This window comes from Manganibacter manganicus (assembly GCF_002075885.1).
GTDB classification, from domain to species: domain Bacteria; phylum Pseudomonadota; class Alphaproteobacteria; order Rhizobiales; family Rhizobiaceae; genus Mesorhizobium; species Mesorhizobium manganicum.
Map to the genome: position 1 here is coordinate 59,896 of NZ_MDET01000002.1, position 19,433 is coordinate 79,328.

18 protein-coding genes are annotated in these 19,433 nt (G+C 61.4%); 7 read left to right on the plus strand and 11 right to left on the minus strand.

The genetic code is table 11. From position 1 onward, the window contains the following. Positions 1–7: 7 nt before the first annotated feature. The 6 genes from BFN67_RS02395 to BFN67_RS02420 all read right to left on the minus strand — a co-directional run bounded on the left by BFN67_RS02395 (position 8) and on the right by BFN67_RS02420 (position 8,255). A complete protein-coding gene (locus BFN67_RS02395; protein WP_080918007.1) occupies positions 8–2,998 on the minus strand; it encodes a 2-oxoglutarate dehydrogenase E1 component in 2,991 nt (996 codons plus the stop codon). Between the two features lie 71 nt (positions 2,999–3,069). Further along, positions 3,070–3,966 carry a succinate--CoA ligase subunit alpha gene (gene sucD / locus BFN67_RS02400; protein WP_080918008.1) on the minus strand — a complete coding sequence of 299 codons (897 nt, stop codon included), beginning with the start codon at positions 3,964–3,966 and terminating at the stop codon, positions 3,070–3,072. 5 nt (positions 3,967–3,971) lie between these two features. Continuing rightward, positions 3,972–5,168, minus strand: a complete 1,197-nt coding sequence (sucC, locus tag BFN67_RS02405) for an ADP-forming succinate--CoA ligase subunit beta (RefSeq protein ID WP_080918009.1) — start codon at positions 5,166–5,168, stop codon at positions 3,972–3,974. Positions 5,169–5,180: 12 nt separating this feature from the next. Beyond that, positions 5,181–6,149 carry a malate dehydrogenase gene (gene mdh, locus BFN67_RS02410; protein WP_080918010.1) on the minus strand — a complete coding sequence of 323 codons (969 nt, stop codon included), beginning with the start codon at positions 6,147–6,149 and terminating at the stop codon, positions 5,181–5,183. Between the two features lie 339 nt (positions 6,150–6,488). After that, on the minus strand, positions 6,489–7,694 hold the full coding sequence (zapE, locus tag BFN67_RS02415; RefSeq protein WP_080918011.1) for a cell division protein ZapE: 1,206 nt from the start codon (positions 7,692–7,694) through the stop codon (positions 6,489–6,491). A gap of 12 nt (positions 7,695–7,706) precedes the next feature. Beyond that, complete coding sequence (locus BFN67_RS02420; protein WP_080918093.1) at positions 7,707–8,255, minus strand: protease inhibitor Inh/omp19 family protein; 549 nt, start codon at positions 8,253–8,255, stop codon at positions 7,707–7,709. A 239-nt stretch (positions 8,256–8,494) separates the two neighbouring features. Here BFN67_RS02420 and BFN67_RS02425 point away from each other — a divergent pair, with 239 nt between their 5' ends. The 6 genes from BFN67_RS02425 to BFN67_RS24465 all read left to right on the plus strand — a co-directional run bounded on the left by BFN67_RS02425 (position 8,495) and on the right by BFN67_RS24465 (position 13,473). Continuing rightward, positions 8,495–8,656 (plus strand): DUF1328 family protein, encoded by a 162-nt coding sequence (locus BFN67_RS02425; RefSeq protein WP_080918012.1) that lies wholly within the window; start codon positions 8,495–8,497, stop codon positions 8,654–8,656. A gap of 82 nt (positions 8,657–8,738) precedes the next feature. Next, entirely contained in the window at positions 8,739–9,620 is an 882-nt protein-coding gene (gene dapF, locus BFN67_RS02430; RefSeq protein ID WP_080918013.1) for a diaminopimelate epimerase, read from the plus strand. After that, positions 9,620–10,918, plus strand: coding sequence for a tRNA (N(6)-L-threonylcarbamoyladenosine(37)-C(2))-methylthiotransferase MtaB (mtaB, locus tag BFN67_RS02435; RefSeq protein ID WP_080918014.1), 1,299 nt, complete (start codon positions 9,620–9,622; stop codon positions 10,916–10,918). Before dapF ends, mtaB begins: the two co-directional genes overlap by 1 nt. Before the next feature lie 13 nt (positions 10,919–10,931). Next, positions 10,932–12,410, plus strand: coding sequence for a signal recognition particle-docking protein FtsY (gene ftsY / locus BFN67_RS02440; RefSeq protein WP_080918015.1), 1,479 nt, complete (start codon positions 10,932–10,934; stop codon positions 12,408–12,410). Between the two features lie 67 nt (positions 12,411–12,477). Then, a complete protein-coding gene (locus BFN67_RS02445; protein WP_080918016.1) occupies positions 12,478–13,149 on the plus strand; it encodes a septation protein A in 672 nt (223 codons plus the stop codon). A 159-nt stretch (positions 13,150–13,308) separates the two neighbouring features. Beyond that, positions 13,309–13,473: a DUF1127 domain-containing protein gene (locus tag BFN67_RS24465; RefSeq protein WP_139788997.1), complete on the plus strand. Its 165-nt coding sequence runs from the start codon at positions 13,309–13,311 to the stop codon at positions 13,471–13,473. A 46-nt stretch (positions 13,474–13,519) separates the two neighbouring features. On the opposite strand, the gene BFN67_RS02450 is transcribed toward BFN67_RS24465, so the two are convergent. The 4 genes from BFN67_RS02450 to ccmA form a co-directional block, all read right to left on the minus strand. Then, a complete protein-coding gene (locus tag BFN67_RS02450; protein ID WP_080918017.1) occupies positions 13,520–14,104 on the minus strand; it encodes a DsbE family thiol:disulfide interchange protein in 585 nt (194 codons plus the stop codon). After that, on the minus strand, positions 14,101–14,289 hold the full coding sequence (gene ccmD, locus BFN67_RS02455) for a heme exporter protein CcmD (RefSeq protein WP_080918018.1): 189 nt from the start codon (positions 14,287–14,289) through the stop codon (positions 14,101–14,103). Before ccmD ends, BFN67_RS02450 begins: the two co-directional genes overlap by 4 nt. A gap of 105 nt (positions 14,290–14,394) precedes the next feature. Further along, positions 14,395–15,060 carry a heme exporter protein CcmB gene (ccmB, locus tag BFN67_RS02460; protein ID WP_080918019.1) on the minus strand — a complete coding sequence of 222 codons (666 nt, stop codon included), beginning with the start codon at positions 15,058–15,060 and terminating at the stop codon, positions 14,395–14,397. Then, the gene (ccmA, locus tag BFN67_RS02465) at positions 15,054–15,695 is read right to left on the minus strand and encodes a heme ABC exporter ATP-binding protein CcmA (protein ID WP_080918020.1); all 642 of its coding nucleotides are present in this window, start codon (positions 15,693–15,695) and stop codon (positions 15,054–15,056) included. Before ccmA ends, ccmB begins: the two co-directional genes overlap by 7 nt. A gap of 263 nt (positions 15,696–15,958) precedes the next feature. Between ccmA and acnA the strand changes: the two genes are divergently transcribed. Continuing rightward, positions 15,959–18,661: an aconitate hydratase AcnA gene (acnA, locus tag BFN67_RS02470; protein ID WP_192856750.1), complete on the plus strand. Its 2,703-nt coding sequence runs from the start codon at positions 15,959–15,961 to the stop codon at positions 18,659–18,661. A gap of 60 nt (positions 18,662–18,721) precedes the next feature. Here the strand turns inward: acnA and BFN67_RS02475 are convergent, their stop codons facing one another. Then, on the minus strand, positions 18,722–19,393 hold the full coding sequence (locus BFN67_RS02475; protein ID WP_080918021.1) for a hypothetical protein: 672 nt from the start codon (positions 19,391–19,393) through the stop codon (positions 18,722–18,724). Positions 19,394–19,433: the final 40 nt, after the last annotated feature.

Below are 19,433 nucleotides of genomic sequence, written 5' to 3' on the forward strand. Positions count from 1 at the left end.
TCTTGGTTTATTTGCCGAGTGCGTCTTCGAGGAACGCCGCAAGCTGCGCAAGGTGCTTCGACATCAATCCGGTGGCGGGCGATGCCGCAGCCGGACGCCCGGTATAGCGCACCCGCTGATGCTTGGCGTCGATATGGGCGAGTACCCATTCCAGATACGGGTCGATGAATGACCAGGCCCCCATATTCTTGGGCTCCTCCTGGCACCACACCATCTCCGCATTGCGGAAGCGCGACAGTTCGTTGATCAGTGCCTTGGCCGGGAACGGATAGAGCTGTTCCACACGCAGCAGGTAGATATCGTCGACGCCACGCTTTTCGCGTTCTTCGTAGAGATCGTAATAGACCTTGCCCGTGCACAGGACGACGCGGCGGATCTTGGAATCCTTCACCAGCTTGATCGCCTGATCGGGCAGCATCTGCGCATCGTCCCACAAAAGCCGGTGGAACGTGCTCTCGCCGGACATTTCGGCAATGGTCGAGACCGCCCGCTTGTGACGCAGGAGCGATTTCGGCGTCATCAGGATCAGCGGCTTGCGGAAATCTCGCTTCAACTGCCGGCGCAATATGTGAAAATAATTGGCCGGCGTCGAGCAATAGGCGACCTGCATGTTGTCTTCGGCACAAAGCTGCAGGAAACGCTCCAGCCGGGCACTGGAATGTTCCGGCCCCTGGCCTTCATAGCCATGCGGCAACAGGCAGACGAGGCCGGACATACGCAGCCATTTGCGTTCGCCCGACGAGATGAACTGGTCGAACAGGACCTGCGCGCCATTGGCGAAATCGCCGAACTGCGCCTCCCATAGGGTCAGCGCCTTGGGGGCGGCAAGCGAATAGCCGTATTCAAAGCCGAGCACAGCCTCTTCCGAGAGCATCGAATTGATGACCTCGTAGCCGGCCTGCGCCGCCGAGAGATTGTTGAGTGAAATATAGCGGTTCTCGTCGCGCTGATCGTAAAGCACAGAATGGCGCTGCGAGAAGGTACCGCGTTCCGAATCCTGGCCGGAAAGCCGTACCGGATTGCCGTCGAGCAGAATCGAGCCGAAGGCCAGAGATTCGGCGGTAGCCCAGTCGATCCCCTCGCCCGTCTCGATAGCATGACGGCGATGATCGAGGAATCGCCGGATCGTCTTGTGAACCTCGAAATCCTTCGGCACTTCGGTCAGTTTCTTGCCGATATCCTTCAGAACCTTGACCGGCACGGCGGTCTTGCCGCGCCGCTGTTCGTCCTCATTGTCGGCAGTCCGCAAACCCGACCATGCGCCGTCCAGCCAGTCGGCCTTGTTGGGCTTGTAGGATTGGCCGGCTTCCCATTCCCCCTCCAGGCGTTCACGCCAGTCCGCCTTCATCTTGTCGAAATCGGCCTGGCTGATATGGCCCTCGGCGATCAGCCGGTCGGCATAGACCTGTACCGTAGTCTTGTGAGCACGGATCGAGCGATACATGATCGGCTGGGTAAAGGCCGGCTCGTCACCTTCATTGTGGCCGAAGCGGCGATAGCAGAACATGTCCACCACCACGGGCTTGTGAAACTTCATGCGGAATTCGATCGCCACCTTGGCGGCGAAGACCACGGCTTCCGGATCGTCGCCATTGACGTGGAAGATCGGCGCCTCGATCATCTTGGCCACATCCGAAGGATAGGGCGACGAGCGCGAGAAGCGCGGATTGGTGGTGAAGCCGATCTGGTTGTTGATGATGAAATGCAACGTTCCGGAAACACGATGCCCACGCAGGCCGGACAGGCCGAGTATTTCGGCAATCACGCCCTGGCCGGCAAAGGCGGCATCGCCATGCAGCAATAGAGGCAACACCCTGGCGCGCTCCTCCAGCGGCACCATTTCCTCACGACCGCGATTATACAGCAGATCCTGCTTGGCGCGCGCCTTACCCATCACGACAGGATCGACGATCTCCAGATGCGAAGGGTTCGCCGTCAGCGACAGATGCACCTTGTTGCCGTCGAATTCACGATCCGAGGAAGCGCCAAGATGATACTTCACATCACCTGAGCCTTCCACATCGTCGGGCGCATAGGAACCACCCTTGAACTCATGGAAGATGGCGCGGTGCGGCTTGGCCATCACCTGGCTGAGAACGTTGAGGCGGCCGCGATGCGCCATGCCAAGCACGATTTCCTTGAGACCGATCTGGCCGCCGCGCTTGACGATCTGCTCCAACGCCGGAATCAGCGACTCGCCACCATCGAGGCCGAAACGCTTGGTGCCCTTGTATTTGACATCGAGGAACTGTTCGAAGCCTTCGGCCTCGATCAGCTTCGACAGGATCGCCTTCTTGCCTTCGGCGGTGAAGCTGATTTCCTTGTCGGTGCCTTCGATACGTTCCTGGATCCAGGCTTTTTCCTCCGGATCGGAAATGTGCATGAACTCGACGCCAAGCGTCGAGCAGTAGGTGCGGGTGAGAATGTCCAGCATCTGCCGCACCGTGCTGAATTCCAGGCCCAGAACATTGTCCAAGAAGATCGGCCGGTCGTAATCGGCTTCGGTGAAGCCGTAATTCTCCGGCGACAGCTCATTATAATCCTCGAGCTGCGAAGCAATGCCGAGCGGATCGAGCTTGGCGTGAAGATGGCCGCGCATGCGAAAGGCGCGAATCATCATGATGGCGCGCACCGAATCGCGCGTCGCCTGATGCACATCCGCCTCCGACTGAGGCGTGCCGTCACCGATCGCGGCCTTGTCCCTGATCTTCTTTTCGATGACCTTTTCGGCCATGCCCCAATTGCCATCGAGCGCCGAGACCAGTTCGCCATTGGCGATCAGTGGCCATGACGGCCGCGCCCAGGAGGCGCCGCGCGCGTTCTTCTTCACATCGGCTGCGTCGTCCTTCAGCGCGGCGAAGAAGCTCTGCCATTCAGGATCGACCGAGGCCGGATCGTCCTCATAGGCGGCATAGAGCGCGTCGATATAGTCGGCATTGCCGCCATAAAGAAAGGACGTGAGGGAGAATTGGTCGTTGGTTTGATCTTGTCGAGCCATATTACCACCGGAGCTTCGGCTCCGTCTCCTATCGCGGCAGTCGACAACCGGAAAGAACGACTGCCGACTGCCTAATTCTTGATCGCTTCCACCAGCGTCGTACCGAGACGCGCCGGAGACGGCGAAACCTTGATACCGGCGGCTTCCATCGCCGCGATCTTGTCCTCCGCGCCGCCCTTGCCGCCGGAGATTACGGCACCAGCATGGCCCATGGTGCGGCCGGCCGGCGCCGTGCGCCCGGCAATGAAGCCTGCCATCGGCTTGCTTCGGCCGCGCCTGGCCTCGTCTTTCAGGAACTGCGCGGCATCTTCTTCCGCCGAACCGCCGATCTCGCCGATCATGATGATCGACTTCGTCTCGTCGTCGGCCAAAAACATTTCCAGCACGTCGATGAACTCGGTACCCTTCACCGGATCACCGCCGATGCCGACAGCCGTGGACTGCCCCAGCCCCGCATTGGTGGTCTGGAACACGGCCTCATAGGTAAGCGTTCCTGAGCGCGAAACAACGCCCACCGAACCCTTGCGGAAGATGTTGCCGGGCATGATGCCGATCTTGCATTCGTCCGGCGTGACGATGCCGGGACAGTTCGGCCCGATCAGCCGCGATTTCGACTTTTCGAGCCGCGCCTTGACCTTGACCATGTCCAGCACCGGGATACCCTCGGTGATGCACACGATCAGCGGAATTTCCGCGTCGATCGCCTCGATGATGGCGCCTGCCGCACCTGCCGGCGGCACATAGACCACCGAAGCCGTAGCCCCGGTCTTTTCCTTGCCTTCGGCGACGGTGGCGAAGATCGGCAACGGCGCGCTGCCGTCCCAGGTTTCGCCGCCCTTCTTGGGGTGGATGCCGCCGACCATCTGGGTGCCGTGATAGGCGAGGGCCTGCTCGGTGTGAAACGATCCGGTCTTGCCGGTCAGGCCCTGAACCAGGATCTTGGTGTTCTTGTCGATGAGAATGGACATCCCGCTCAGTTCCCCTTCACGGCCTGGACGATTTTCTGCGCAGCATCGTCGAGATCGTCCGCCGGCGTCACGTTGAGCCCGCTCTCGCGAATGATTCTCTTGCCGAGTTCGACATTGGTGCCTTCGAGGCGCACCACCAGAGGAACCTTGAGGCCGACCTCCTTGACCGCCGCAACCACGCCCTCGGCGATGACATCGCACTTCATGATACCGCCGAAGATGTTGACCAGAATGCCTCTCACATTCGGGTCGGCAGTAATGATTTTGAACGCCGCCGTAACCTTTTCCTTGGATGCGCCACCGCCGACATCGAGGAAGTTTGCCGGCTCCTCGCCATAGAGCTTGATGATGTCCATGGTCGCCATGGCAAGGCCCGCGCCATTGACCATGCAGCCGATATTGCCATCGAGCGCGACATAGGCGAGGTCGTATTTCGAGGCTTCGATTTCCTTGGCGTCCTCCTCGGTGGTGTCGCGCAACTCGACCATATCGGGATGACGAAAGAGCGCGTTGTTGTCGAACGACACCTTGGCGTCGAGCACACGCAGATGCCCGTTCTTCATCACGATCAGCGGATTGACCTCAAGCAGGCTCATATCCTTCGTCGTGAAGGCATCGTAGAGCAGCGGAAAGAGCTTCTCGCCGTCTTTCGCCGCATTGCCGGAAAGGTTCAGCGCCGCGTTCAACTTGCCGGCATCTTGTGCCGTCACGCCCTTTTCCGGGTCGATCGCCAGCGTGACGATCTTTTCCGGCGTATCATGCGCCACCGTTTCGATGTCCATGCCGCCTTCGGTGGAGACGACGAAGGCGACACGGCCGACCGAGCGGTCGACCAGAATCGACAGATAAAGCTCGCGCTCGATGTCGGCGCCATCCTCGATATAAAGGCGATTGACCTGCTTGCCAGCGGGGCCGGTTTGCTTGGTCACCAGCGTGTTTCCAAGCATCTCATTGGCATTGGCCACGACTTCGGCGACCGACTTGGCCAGGCGCACGCCGCCCTTGGCATCGGCCGGCAGTTCCTTGAACTTGCCCTTGCCGCGGCCGCCGGCGTGGATCTGGCTCTTCACAACATAGAGCGGGCCGGGCAGCTTGTTGGCCGCCGCTTCCGCCTCGCTCGCCCTGAACACCGGCACGCCGTCGGCCACCGGCGCGCCGAATCCCTTGAGGACCTGCTTGGCCTGATATTCATGGATGTTCATGGCAGGCTCCGATCAGTTCTTGCCGAGTTGCGGGGCGATGCCGGCGCACGCCTCCTTCAGCGCCTGCACGGCCGCCAGGGACTTGTCGAACATCTTCTGCTCGGCCTTGTTGAAATCGATCTCGATGACACGCTCGACGCCGCCGGCGCCGATCACCACCGGCACGCCGACATAGGTGTCCTTGACGCCATACTGGCCGGAAAGATGCGCCGCACAGGGCAGCACCCGCTTCTTGTCCTTGAGGTAGCTTTCGGCCATGGCGACGGCGGACGTCGCCGGCGCATAGAAGGCGGAACCGGTCTTGAGCAGGCCGACGATCTCGCCGCCACCCTTGCGGGTGCGCTCGACAATGGCGTCGAGCTTGTCCTGGCTGGTCCAGCCCATCTTGACGAGATCGGGCAACGGAATGCCGGCAACGGTCGAATAGCGCACCATCGGCACCATATCGTCGCCGTGCCCGCCGAGCGTCATCGCCGAAACGTCCTCGACCGAAACCTTGAATTCGTCAGCGAGGAAATAGCGGAAACGGGCTGAGTCCAGCACGCCCGCCATGCCCACAACATGCGTCTTCGGCAAGCCGGAGAACTTCTGCAGTGCCCAGACCATGGCGTCGAGCGGGTTGGTGATGCAGATGACGAAGGCCTTCGGCGCATATTTCCTGATGCCGGCGCCGACCTGCTCCATGACCTTGAGGTTGATGCCCAGAAGATCGTCGCGGCTCATGCCGGGCTTGCGCGGCACGCCGGCGGTGACGATGCACACATCCGCGCCCTCGATGCCGGCATAATCGTTAACGCCGACATAGCGGGCATCGAAGCCTTCGACCGGTGAAGATTCGGCAATATCGAGACCCTTGCCCTGCGGAATGCCCTCGGCAATGTCGAACAGCACCACGTCGCCGAGTTCCTTGAGACCGATCAGATGAGCGAGCGTGCCGCCGATCATGCCCGAGCCGATAAGCGCTATCTTGTTGCGTGCCATGTCAGGATCAATTCCCTTTGCTGTGACGGGGCCATGATTGGCGCCGAAGAGGGTCGAACATCGCGGCGGGGCGCGAGATTTCGCCGCACCCATTAGCCCTGCCTTGAATGAAGTTCAACCGATTATTTCCAGCCCTTTATTTTCAATCGGTTAGATCATGTGGGATTTACGTAAACGTAAAAATTTTTCAGCCTCACATAGAACCTCCACCTTGGCTGGAACGAAACCAGAAGAACAAGACCGTACGATGACGTGCTTGTGATGGCTACGCCTAAAGCGTCGTGCGTTCAATGAGCGTACAAATGACGCTCCAACATTCTGGATGAAACATCGAATGGCTTATGCTTGTGCCTGTTCGGCCGCGTTCGTCTCGGAGTGAAGCTGGCGCCGTTCCATCCAGTCTTCAAGCCAGTCCCGGCTCCGCATCTCGATCAGCCGCGAGGCGGTGCGCTCGAACTCGAACGCTTCCGTCACGCCGGGGCGCCCGGCATAAAGCGCGTCCGGTGCCGCATCGGCGCTCACCACCAGCCGCATCTTGCGGTCGTAAACCGTGTCGATCAGCAGGATGAAGCGTTTGGCGGGATTGCGGCGTGTCTGGTCGAGTACGGGGACGCGGTCGATGAAAAGCGTGTCGAAACGCTTGGCGAGTGCCAGGTAGTCGCGTGCGCCAAGCGGCTTGTCGCACAGCTCAGTGAAGGTGAAGCGGGCCGCCTGTCCGCAAGCCCGTGGGATATGCAGCTCACGCCCCATCAAGGCTAGATCGGTCGTATTTTCCGGACGGCCTTCGGTTGCAGCTTTCCACGCTTCATCCATCCGCCGATCGGCCTCTTCACCCAAGGGCGTGATATAAACCGGCATGCGGCCCAGCTTTTCCAGCCGGTAATCCTTCTCGGCATCCAGCGACAGCACATCGGTATTGCGTTCGAGGATCGGAATGAAGGGCAGGAAAAGCTGGCGATTGAGCCCGTCGCGGTAAAGGTCCTGTGGCGCGACATTGGAGGTGGCGACCAGGGCCACACCCGCCGCGAACAGCGCCGAGAACAGGCGCGACAGCACCATCGCGTCGGCGATGTCGGTGACGGTGAACTCGTCGAAGCACAATACCCAGGCTTCCTCGGCCAGCGCGCGTGCCACCGGCGGAATCGGATCGTCTTCCTTGACCGTGCCGTCCTTGCGCGCGCGCCGATGCCTCTGGATACGGTCGTGCACCTCAGTCATGAAATCGTTGAAATGAACTCGACGCTTGGCGCGGGCCGGCACAAGCTCGAAGAACATATCCATCAACATCGTCTTGCCGCGACCGACGGCACCGTGAATGTAAAGCCCTCGCACACCTTCACGCGTCGAACGTCTCTTGCCGAACAGCCAGCCGAGCGCGCTCGATTTGTCGGCAAGACGTCTGGCGGCGATTTGGTCGATCAGCCGGTCGAGCCTTGCGACAATGCGTTCCTGCGCCGTGTCGCGCTCGATCGCCCCGGTGTCGACCAGATGCTCGTAGCGCTGCCTGACGGTCACATGGGTTTCTAGGCCGTCACGCAGATGCATCGTTCTAAACTGTTATCGGCTCAGCGAAATCGGCAATCCGGTCGACGTCTGGCCGTCGAACTTCGAGGCGCCCGATGAATAGAGGCGGGCAAGCGTCACGCCGTCCTGATCGTAAAGCACGAGTTGCTTGCCGTTGACAGCCCACGACTTGATGCTCTCGAGCGGTGGCGGGCAATGCAGAGGCCCGGCGCGATAACCCTGGCCGTATTTGGTCTGCGGCGTCGCAATCTTGCAATTCTGACCCGAGACGCTGGCGCTCCACACCCCTGCCACGCTGGAAGCGGTGATGTCCTGCGACCCTGCCGGCGCAGAACCATCCGGCGGGAGCGATGCCATCTGGGTGTTCTGGGGCGCTGTCGGGAATTGCGATGAATCCGGCGCGGCAGGCGGCGGCAACTGGTTGCTCGTCACCTGACCCGAGGGCGCAGCCGGGAGCGGCGCCGGCTGGGTGGAATCCAATGAGGAAAAGCGCGAGCTGGAACAGCCACTTGCGAGCAGCACGGCCAGCACTACAGCCGCCAACCCTGTTCCCGAAAACGTTCCCCTGCTGAAAAGTGTCATAGCAACCTCCGCGCGTCCATCATGGACGCCGTCCTGAAAAATCGACACCTCCAACAAAGAAGGCGATGGCGACAGAATTTCAACCCGATATGATTAAAATAGGGTTTGCAATGTCTTCTGTTGCATTTTTATCGCAACCGAACCGAGCCACCGGATCGTGCGGTTGCATAACATGGAACCCGGCTTTGCAATTCGGCGTTTGGGATCGGTATCCAACATCTGTCTCAAGGTTCCGTCGCATGCTCAAATGGATCATCATTCTGCTCATCGTCGCTGCCGTCGCCAGCCTTCTCGGCATGCCGTCTCTGGCAGGCGCGGCCGCGACAGGCGCGCGCATCCTGATTGGCATCGTCCTGATCATCTTCCTGCTGATCGCGCTGGGCGTCTTCGCACTGACGTGAACCCCGTATTCCGCAGCCACACTGGTAATTCCTGCCCGTTTCCGCCATATAGCGCCCAACGCTAACGGAAACGCCCCTTGCAATGGCAGGCATGGCCCCCTTCGCCCGCATGAACGGCGTCGGCAACGCAATCCTCGTTGCCGACATGCGCGGTCGTGCCGACAAGGTGACGCCGGAGGCGGCTCTTGCGCTCGATGCCGATCCGGCAACAAAGTTCGACCAGATCATGGCGATCCACGACGCACGCACGCCGGGCACCGACCATTATATCGTCATCCTCAATTCCGACGGCACGGCGGCGCAGGCCTGCGGCAACGGCACGCGTTGCGTGGTGCAGGCGCTGGCTGCGGAAACTGGCCGCAAGAGCTTCACCTTTGAAACGCTCGCCGGCATTCTCAATGCCAGCCAGCATGAAGACGGCCTGATCTCGGTCGACATGGGCAAGCCGCGCTTCGGCTGGCAGGATATTCCGCTCGCCGAGGAGTTCCCCGACACCCGCATGATCGAATTGCAAATCGGCCCGATCGACGCGCCGGTCCTGCATTCACCTTCAGTCGTTTCGATGGGCAACCCGCATGCCGTCTTCTGGGTGGATCACGATGTATGGTCCTACGAACTGGGACGTTTCGGCCCGCTGCTTGAAAACCATCCGATCTTTCCCGAACGCGCCAACATCACCATCGCGCAGGTCACATCACCATCCAGCATGGTGATCCGCACCTGGGAACGGGGCGCGGGGCTGACAAAAGCTTGCGGCTCCGCAGCCTGCGCCGCCGCAGTTGCCGGCGCGCGCACCAAGCGCACCGGCCGCAGCGTCGATCTCACGGCGCCGGGCGGCCCTTTGCATATCGAATGGCGCGGCGACGACCATGTCGTGCTGACGGGCGCCGCCGAATGGGAATTTTCCGGCACCTTCGACCCTGCCACCGGCGCATGGTCACGCGACACCGAAAGCGCAGCCTGATGGGCACCGACGCAAAAGGCATAGAGATCGTCACTTTCGGCTGCCGCCTCAACACCTATGAATCTGAGGTCATGCGGCGCGAAGCGCAATCAGCCGGGCTTGGCGAATTGGATGGCGGCGCCATCATCTTCAACACTTGCGCCGTCACTGGCGAAGCGGTGCGGCAGGCCAAGCAGTCGATACGCAAGGCGCGCCGTGAAAACCCAAACGCCCGCATCATCGTCAGCGGTTGCGCCGCCCAGACCGCGCCGCAGGACTTTTCCGCCATGGGCGAGGTCGATCTCGTGCTCGGCAATGAGGAGAAGCTGAAGGCGCATAATTACCGCGCCCTACCGGATTTCGGCGTCAACGATTTCGAGAAGGTACGCGTCAACGACATCTTCTCCGTACGCGAAACAGCCGGCCATATGGTCGATGCCATCGAAGGCCGCGCGCGCGCCTTCGTGCAGGTGCAGAACGGCTGCGACCATCGCTGCACGTTCTGCATCATTCCTTTTGGACGCGGCAATTCCCGTTCGGTGCCGATGGGCGCCGTGGTCGAGCAGAGCAGGCGGCTGATCGAGAACGGCTATGCGGAAGTCGTGCTCTCCGGCGTGGACATGACCAGCTACGGTGCCGACCTGCCGGGAGCGCCACGCCTCGGCAAACTGGTCAAAACCATTCTGAAACAGGTACCCGAGGTGAAGCGGCTACGCCTTTCCTCCATCGATTCCATCGAGGCCGACGAAGATCTGCTGGACGCCATCGCCACCGAAAGCCGACTGATGCCGCATCTGCATCTGTCGCTGCAATCGGGCGACGACATGATCCTCAAGCGCATGAAGCGCCGCCATCTGCGCGCCGATTCAATTCGTTTTTGCGAAGACGTGCGCAAGCTGCGACCCGACATCGTTTTTGGCGCCGACATCATCGCCGGCTTCCCGACCGAAACAAAAGAAATGTTCGAAAACTCGCTGAAAATCGTCGAGGAATGTGGGCTTACCCATTTGCATGTCTTTCCGTTCAGCCCGCGTGAGGGAACGCCAGCCGCCCGCATGCCGCAAGTGAAGCGAGAAATCGTCAAGCAACGCGCGGCACGCCTGCGCGCCGCAGGCGACACCGCCTATCGCCGGCACCTCGAGACACTTGTCGGCACACGCCAATCGATATTGATCGAGCGTGAAGGAATCGGCCGCACGCAAGACTTCACGCTGGCAACCGTTGCTGCCGGCCAGCCCAGCGAAATCGTTGTCGCGACCGTCACCGGCCATGACGGCGAGAAGTTGACGGCAGCATCAGCCGCCGCGCAAGCGGCCTGAGGATAGCGAGCGCATGGCATTCGGCTTCATCAAGAAGGTCTTTTCGTTCGGCAAGAAGGACATCGTCGAGGAAAAGCCCGACGAGACGGCACCCCTACCGCCGCTCAATCTTGAGGCGCTGAACCCACCTGCCGAGCGGGTCGAACCGAAGAAACCGGACATCGAACCAACCCCGACGCCTGAGATAGAGCCTGAACGGCCCGCAGAACAGCCGCTACCGGTTGAACCACCTGTCGAGGTGCCCGAACAGGCTCCGCAGGGAGTGCCGTTACCGGCTGAACCACCACCCTCGCCGGCGTCCGAGCCCCAATCCTTAACGGAGCCCAAACCAGCGGAAATTCCCGCACCAGAGGCGGCTCAACCGGAACCGGAGCCTGTGCCGCCGGAGATTCCGCCCGCACCGCCCGAGGCTGAGCCTTTGCCGGCATCGGAATCGTCTCCCTTCCCGCAGCGGGAGGATAGCGAGGCGAAAGCCGAGCTTCCCAAAGCAGACAGCAGGGCCGGCAGGGTCACGGTCACCAAAAAAGTCGAGCAGAAGGCCGAGCCGCAAAAAGCGCCCGAACCAGCGCCGCCGAGAAAATCCTGGTTCCAGCGCATGCGCGAAGGGCTGGCACGGTCCTCGCGCGAGCTTTCGGGCAACATTTCCGGCGTCTTCACCAAGCGCAAGCTGGATGACGATACGCTGCAGGATCTCGAAGACGTGCTGATCCGCGCCGATCTCGGCGTCGAGACGGCGCTGCGCGTTACCGATACGCTGGCCGCAAGCCGCTATGGCAAGGACGTGTCCGACGCCGAAGTGCGCGCCGTCATGGCGCAGGAAGTGGAAAAGGTGCTCGGCCCGGTGGCATTGCCGCTGGAACTGGACCTTTCTCACAAACCACATGTCGTGCTGGTCGTCGGCGTCAACGGCACCGGCAAGACCACCACCATCGGCAAGCTCGCCGCCAAGCTCACCGAAGGCGGCCTTTCCGTAATGTTAGCCGCCGGCGACACGTTCCGCGCGGCGGCCATCGAGCAGTTGAAGATATGGGGAGAGCAGACCGGCTCGCCGGTCGTCGCCACACAACTCGGCGCGGATGCTGCCGGCCTCGCCTATGACGCCTTTGAAAAAGCGAAAGCTGCCGGTTCCGATGTGCTCATCATCGACACCGCCGGTCGGTTGCAGAACAAGGCCGAACTGATGGCCGAACTGGAAAAGATCGTGCGTGTGCTGGGCAAGCTGGACCCAGAAGCGCCGCACACCGTGTTGCAGACGGTGGACGCCACCACAGGCCAGAACGCACTCAACCAGGTCGAGATCTTCCGCAATATCGCCGGTGTCAACGGACTGGTGATGACCAAGCTGGATGGCACGGCGCGCGGCGGCATTCTGGTCGCCATCGCCGCCAAGCATAAATTGCCGGTCTATTTCATCGGCGTCGGCGAGCAGGTGGACGACCTGGAGCCATTTTCAGCCAACGAATTCGCCAAGGCCATCGCAGGGGTGGAATAAGCCCGAATGCGCCTGTTTTTATCGCCTGTCCTCCAGCTTGCCCAATTCATCGTTCAGGAACCCGCCCATGAACCCCATTCTTGAACGCGATCCCGCCGATCCCCGCAAGGAGAAGAAGGAAGCGATCAATCCGGTGCTGAAACTGGCGCTGGAGCTTGGTCCACTGATGGTCTTCTTCTTCGCCAACGCGCGCGGCGCATGGCTGGCCGAGACCTTTCCGGCGCTTTCCACATTGGGCGAGCCGATCTTCATCGCCACCGGCCTGTTCATGGTGGCCACTGTCATCGCATTGGCGATTTCGTGGCTATTGGTGCGCACGCTGCCGATCATGCCGCTGGTGTCGGGCGTTGTCGTCATCGTCTTCGGCGCCCTGACGCTCTATCTGCACAATGACGTCTTCATCAAGATGAAGCCGACCATCATCAACACGATGTTCGGTACCGCACTTCTCGGCGGACTGGCCTTCGGCAAATCCCTGCTCGGCTACGTCTTCGACAGCGCCTTTCGTCTCGATGTCGAAGGCTGGCGCAAGCTCACCCTGCGCTGGGGCGTATTCTTTTTGTTTCTTGCCGTACTCAATGAGGTGGTGTGGCGCAATTTCTCGACCGATTTCTGGGTTGCCTTCAAGGTCTGGGCAACGATCCCGATCACTGTTCTGTTCACCGCAAGCCAGATGCCGCTGATCATGCGACATTCGCTCGACGACAAGGCGGAGGAGGCGAGCAGGCCCGGCGAGTAGACGATCTCGCACGCTCCGATGGGCTTTGGCCATGCGCAAGGTGCAATGCTGCGTTGCAGCATATTGTTTTGCATCGCACACTGATTATGTCATGTTGCGTAAAGGAAAGGGAGGAACAACCGCCGCAGCAATGCGGCCCTAGCGAAAGAGAACTTCGCCATGATCCTCGATCTTGTTTCCCGCGCTCGCAACAGCCTCGACAAGCGCCGCCGTTACAACCAGTTGGTCAATGAAATCCAGGGCCTGTCGGATCGCGACCTGGCCGATTTCCGCGCCAGCCGTTCCGAGATGCTCTATCAGGCTCGCAAGCAGATTTACGGCTGAGCAGGAAAGCGCACTCGGCTGATCAGGCATCCCGCTGTCCGTGCGATCAGCCTTGTGCGTTGAGGGCTTTCTCTATTTCGGGCAGAAGCCGGGTTCGCACCGAATCCGGCGTCAACGGCCCGACATGCTTGTAAGCGATTTTGCCGTCCTTGCCGACGATGAACGTCTCCGGCACGCCATAGACACCCCAGTCGATGGCCGCGCGGCCGGCCTTGTCGACGCCGATCTCGCGATACGGATTGCCGAGGCTGCCAAGGAAACGGCGTGCGTTTTCCGGCTTGTCCTTGTAGTTGATCGCGGCCAGTACAAAGCGCGAGTCACGCGAGAGTCCGAGCAACACTGGATGCTCCTCGCGGCACGGCGCGCACCATGACGCGAACACGTTCAGCACCGTTACCCGGCCCGAAAACGCCTTCGGGTCCAGGCCCGGCAGGCCGGTGCCTTCCAGCGGCGGCAGGCTGTCCGCCGGCGCGCTCTCGCCAATCAGCGCCGACGGCACTGCCGTAATGTCGCGGCCCGACATCAATTGCGAAAGAAACAGGCCGGCCAGTCCCAGAAAGACCAGCAGCGGCACCAGCACCAGAACGCGCCTGCGACGAACCGGCGTCGGCGTTTCGGTCTCCGTGCTCACGGCTTCGTGCTCCCTTTGACCGGGCCTGGCTTCTTGTCAGAACGCCGGCGCACACCGGCGGCTTCCAATTCGGCCAGTTCCTTGCGGCGCTGGCGCTGGTCGAGCAGAATCCATCCGACCAGCCCGGCCAGAACAACGGCCGTGATGCCATAGGCTGCCGTCACGTAAAGCGCATGTGCGCTCATGCGTCGTCTCCTGCCATGCAATCGACAATCGTGCCGCTGAAATCGATCATTGCCCTTCCTTAACCGCGCCTTTGCCGCCGTGCAATCGGGCGCCGCGCCGCAGGCTCAATCCGCACCATGGCGCAGCGCCAGGGCCGCCGCGACCGGACCGATGACGGCAAGAAACAGTGTCAGCGCGGCGAGAATGAGGAAAGGCTGCATGAACGGGTCGGGATCATGCACCGCGCCATAGCTGGCCGACACGCCGAAGATCAGTACCGGAATGGTCAGCGGCAGCACCAGAACCGAAATCAGCAAGCCGCCACGCGGCAGCGCCACGGCAACGGCGGCACCCACCGCGCCGATGAAAGTGATGGCCGGCGTGCCGACGGCCAGCGTCAGCATGGCGGCGCCGATGCCGACAGGCGCGATATTCATGAACAGGCCGAGCAGCGGCGCGGCAATCACCAGCGGCAGCACGCTGCCGGTCCAGTGCGCCAGGCATTTGACCAGCACGGTCAGCGCCAAAAAGTGCCGGTCGGCCGAGAGCACCAGCAGATCGAGCGAACCGTCTTCGCGGTCTGCCTGGAACAAGCGGTCAAGGCCGAGCAGGCAAGCCAGAAGCGCCGCGATCCACAGGATTGCCGGGCCGATGCGGGAAAGCAGGTTGAGGTCCGGCCCGACGCCGAACGGCACGGCAACGACAACGGCAAGGAAAAAGATGATGCCGGTCAGCGCCCCGCCGCCGGCCCGGATGGAAAGGCTGAGATCGCGCAGATAAAGGGCTAGCATATGCCACCCGCGATGACGGTCCTCTCCTTAAAACCCATCCGCAATTCCCGCGCGCCTTCCAGTCCCAGCGGTAAATGGGTGGCTGCCACGATCATTCCGCCGGCCGCGCAATGTGCCTGCATCAAGCCGGCAAACCGCGCTTCCGATGCCTTGTCCAGCCCCGCGGTCGGCTCATCGAGCAACCACAGCGGGCGATGCGCGACGAGCAGTTTGGCGATTGCCGCGCGCCGCCTTTGGCCGGTTGAGAGATAGGCGAAGGGTAAATGGCCGATGCCGCCCAGACCGACCTGCTCCAGCGCCTCCGATACTGGCAGGTCGCGATCCGTCTCGCCGAGAAAATCGCGCCAGAAGGCCAGGTTCTCGACCACCGTAAGCGCCGTCTTCATCGCATTGCTATGGCCCAGATAATGACAGGCAGAGGCAACGGTCGGGTAATCTTCGCCACCGCCTTCCAGCGCAATGCGACCCTCGGCGACCGGCAGAAAGCCGGCAACGACACGCAATAGCGTCGATTTGCCCGATCCGTTCGGGCCGGTAACGGTCAGCGGTTCGCCCACCCCAAGCGTGAACCCGATGCCTGAAAAGACCGACTCGCCGCCGCGTTCCCCGCCAAGTTCATCGGCGATCAGCCGCATCTTCACTCCTTCGCCGAAAGTCGGACAGCACCGCGATGCGATGCAGCAAAATTGCCGATTCCGTGTCTAGAACTATCCGACAAGTTTCTCTATATCCACCAGTACCAACCCCAGCGGTCGGGGAAGGCAAACTTTATCGTGCCGGACCAGCGCGCCCCTAACAATGGTGCGCTCGGGAGCGGACAGCGGAAATGGCCGTACCCGCACCTTTGCGCGTGATTGCATGCCCATCGGAGTCCGTTTCCTGGAAGGCAACAGACTAGATGGGGTCCAACGTGTCCAAATCACTCGACAGTTTCAATTGCCGCCGTACCCTGACCGTGGAAGGTACGGATTACGCCTATTTCGACCTCACCGAGGCTGAGAAGAACGGCCTTGCCGGCATCGCCCGGCTTCCCTACTCGATGAAGGTCCTGCTGGAAAACCTCCTCCGCAATGAGGATGGCCGTTCCGTTACCAAGGAATCGATCAAGGCGGTCGCCGGCTGGCTGGCCGACAAGGGTACCGCCGGTGTCGAGATCGCCTATCGGCCGGCGCGCGTTCTCATGCAGGACTTCACCGGCGTTCCCGCCGTCGTCGATCTCGCCGCCATGCGCGACGGCATCGCCGCTCTTGGCGGCGATCCGCAAAAGATCAACCCGCTGGTTCCCGTCGATCTCGTCATCGACCATTCGGTCATCGTCGATGAATTCGGCTCGCCCATGGCCTTCGCTCGCAATGTCGAACTGGAATACGAGCGCAATGGCGAGCGCTACAAATTCCTGAAATGGGGCCAACAAGCGTTCCACAATTTCCGTGTCGTGCCGCCCGGCACCGGCATCTGCCACCAGGTCAATCTCGAATATCTCGGCCAGGTCGTCTGGACCAACGATGAAGACGGCGAGACCACCGCCTATCCCGACACCTGCGTCGGTACCGATTCGCACACCACCATGATCAATGGCCTTGGCGTGCTGGGCTGGGGCGTCGGCGGCATCGAAGCCGAAGCCGCCATGCTCGGCCAACCCGTTTCCATGCTTCTTCCCGAGGTCATCGGCTTCCGCCTGACCGGCAGGCTGAAGGAAGGCGTTACCGCCACCGACCTGGTGCTCACTGTCACCCAGATGCTGCGCAAGAAGGGTGTCGTCGGCAAGTTCGTCGAGTTCTTCGGCCCCGGCCTCTCCAACATGACGCTGGCCGACCGTGCCACCATCGGCAACATGTCGCCCGAATACGGCGCGACCTGCGGCTTCTTCCCCGTCGATGCAGAAACCATCCGCTACATGACCATGTCCGGCCGCGCCGAAGAGCGGCTCGCACTGGTCGAGGCCTACACGAAGGCGCAAGGGTTGTGGCGTGAGGATTCCTCGGCCGATCCGGTCTTCACCGACACGCTTGAACTCGACCTCGGCAACGTCGTGCCCTCCATGGCCGGGCCGAAGCGGCCGGAAGGCCGGCAGGCGCTGGAAGACATTCCGGCCGGCTTCGCCAAGGCGATGGAAACCGAATACCGGAAGGCCGCAGAAATCGACAGGCGTTATGCCGTCGAGGGTGCCGATTACGATCTTGGCCATGGCGACGTGGTGATCGCCGCCATTACCTCCTGCACCAACACCTCAAACCCGTCCGTCCTGATCGCCGCCGGCCTGCTGGCGCGCAACGCCAACCGCCTCGGCCTGAAGCAGAAGCCATGGGTCAAGACTTCGCTGGCGCCTGGAAGCCAGGTCGTTGCCGAGTATCTGGAGAAATCCGGATTGCAGAAAGAACTCGACCAGATCGGCTTTAATCTTGTCGGCTTCGGCTGCACCACCTGTATCGGTAATTCCGGCCCGCTGCCTGGCCCGATCTCCAAAACCATCAACGACAAGGGCCTGATCGGCGCGGCGGTGCTTTCCGGCAACCGCAACTTCGAGGGCCGCGTCTCGCCCGACGTGCAGGCGAACTATCTCGCCTCGCCGCCGCTGGTGGTGGCGCATGCGCTGGCGGGCACCGTAACGAAGGACCTCACCACCGAGCCGCTTGGCGAGAGCAAGGACGGCAAGCCGATCTACCTCAAGGACATCTGGCCCTCGAGCGCGGAGATTCAGGAATTCATCGAAAAGAACGTCACGCGCGAACTCTTCGCCCGCAAATATGCCGACGTCTTCAAGGGTGACGAGAACTGGCAGAAGGTGCAGGCGCCGAGCGGCCAGACCTATGCCTGGGACGACAGCTCTACCTATGTGCAGAACCCGCCCTATTTCGCCGGCATGGGCAAGAAGCCCGGCCATATCGGCGACATCAAGGGCGCGCGCGTGCTCGGCCTGTTCGGCGACAAGATCACCACCGACCACATATCGCCGGCCGGTTCGATCAAGGCGGCTTCGCCGGCCGGCAAATACCTCACCGACAATGGCGTCGCCGTCACCGACTTCAACCAGTACGGCACGCGGCGCGGCAACCATGAGGTGATGATGCGCGGCACCTTCGCCAATATCCGCATCCGCAACCACATGCTGGGCGAAAACGGGCGCGAAGGCGGCTACACCATCCACTATCCATCCAAGGAGGAAATGTCGATTTACGACGCCGCCATGGAGTACAGGAAGGATGGCGTACCGCTGGTCATCTTTGCCGGCGTCGAATACGGCAACGGTTCGTCGCGCGACTGGGCGGCCAAGGGAACAAATCTTCTTGGTGTCCGCGCGGTCATCGCCCAGTCGTTCGAGCGCATCCACCGTTCGAATCTGGTCGGCATGGGCGTCATCCCCTTCGTCTTCGAGGAAGGCACTTCCTGGGCCTCGCTCAATCTCAAGGGCGACGAACTGGTCGAAATCGACGGGCTGGAGACAATCAAACCGCGCCAGAAAATGGTGGCTAAGATCACCTATGCCGACGGCGCGGTGAAGAACGTACCGATCCTTTGCCGCATCGATACGCTGGACGAGTTGGACTACTTCAAGAACGGCGGCATCCTGCAATATGTGCTGCGCGATCTGGCGGCATAGGCCGGCTGTCCAAGCCTGAAACCGAAGCCGCCGGGTTCGCCCGGCGGCTTTTTCTTTATGTCAGCGGGTCGCTTTTGGCCCACCATAGCGCGCCGCCGCGGCCAGCAGGATGCCAAGCGTCAGCCCGTCGAAGACGTGCCACAGAAAATGTGTGCCGAGCGGAAAGCCGGCGCACACCATCGGGTCGACCATCCGGAAGATGATGGCTAACAGGAACACAGGGAATGCGCCGAGCACATACCACCCGGCGAGGCAACCCTTGAAAGCGATCATTGCGCCAAGCAGCGCCAAGCCCAGAAAGGGCGGCAGATAGCTTGTGGTGCCGTTGGAGGCCTCGCGCAGCCATCCGGGCAGCGACCAGGCAAGCAGGCCGGCAACGACATAGAACCCGATGACAAGGGCGATGGCCCTGTCCCATGGCAGGGCCAGATAACGACGCATGCTGAACAGCGTATAGGCCAGCACGAAACCGGCGATCGGCAACACGTCGAACCAGATGGTGCCGCGCGTCGCGAAAAGATGGAAAATGCCGGAGCCGATGCCAATGGCGACCACCCACCACGAAAGGACACTGACGGCCGCCCCGGCATTGAATCGTCGCGCCTGGAAAAGCCCCCAAAATCCGGCGGCAACGATCACCAGATTGGTCAAAAGATTGACCGGCTCGGACAACAATTCCGGGCCGGTGCGTTCGCAGTAAAGGTCGATAGGCGTAAAAAAGCCCTGCCACATGCCCGCCCCCTATGCTGGCGCATTATCAATCTCCGCTAAT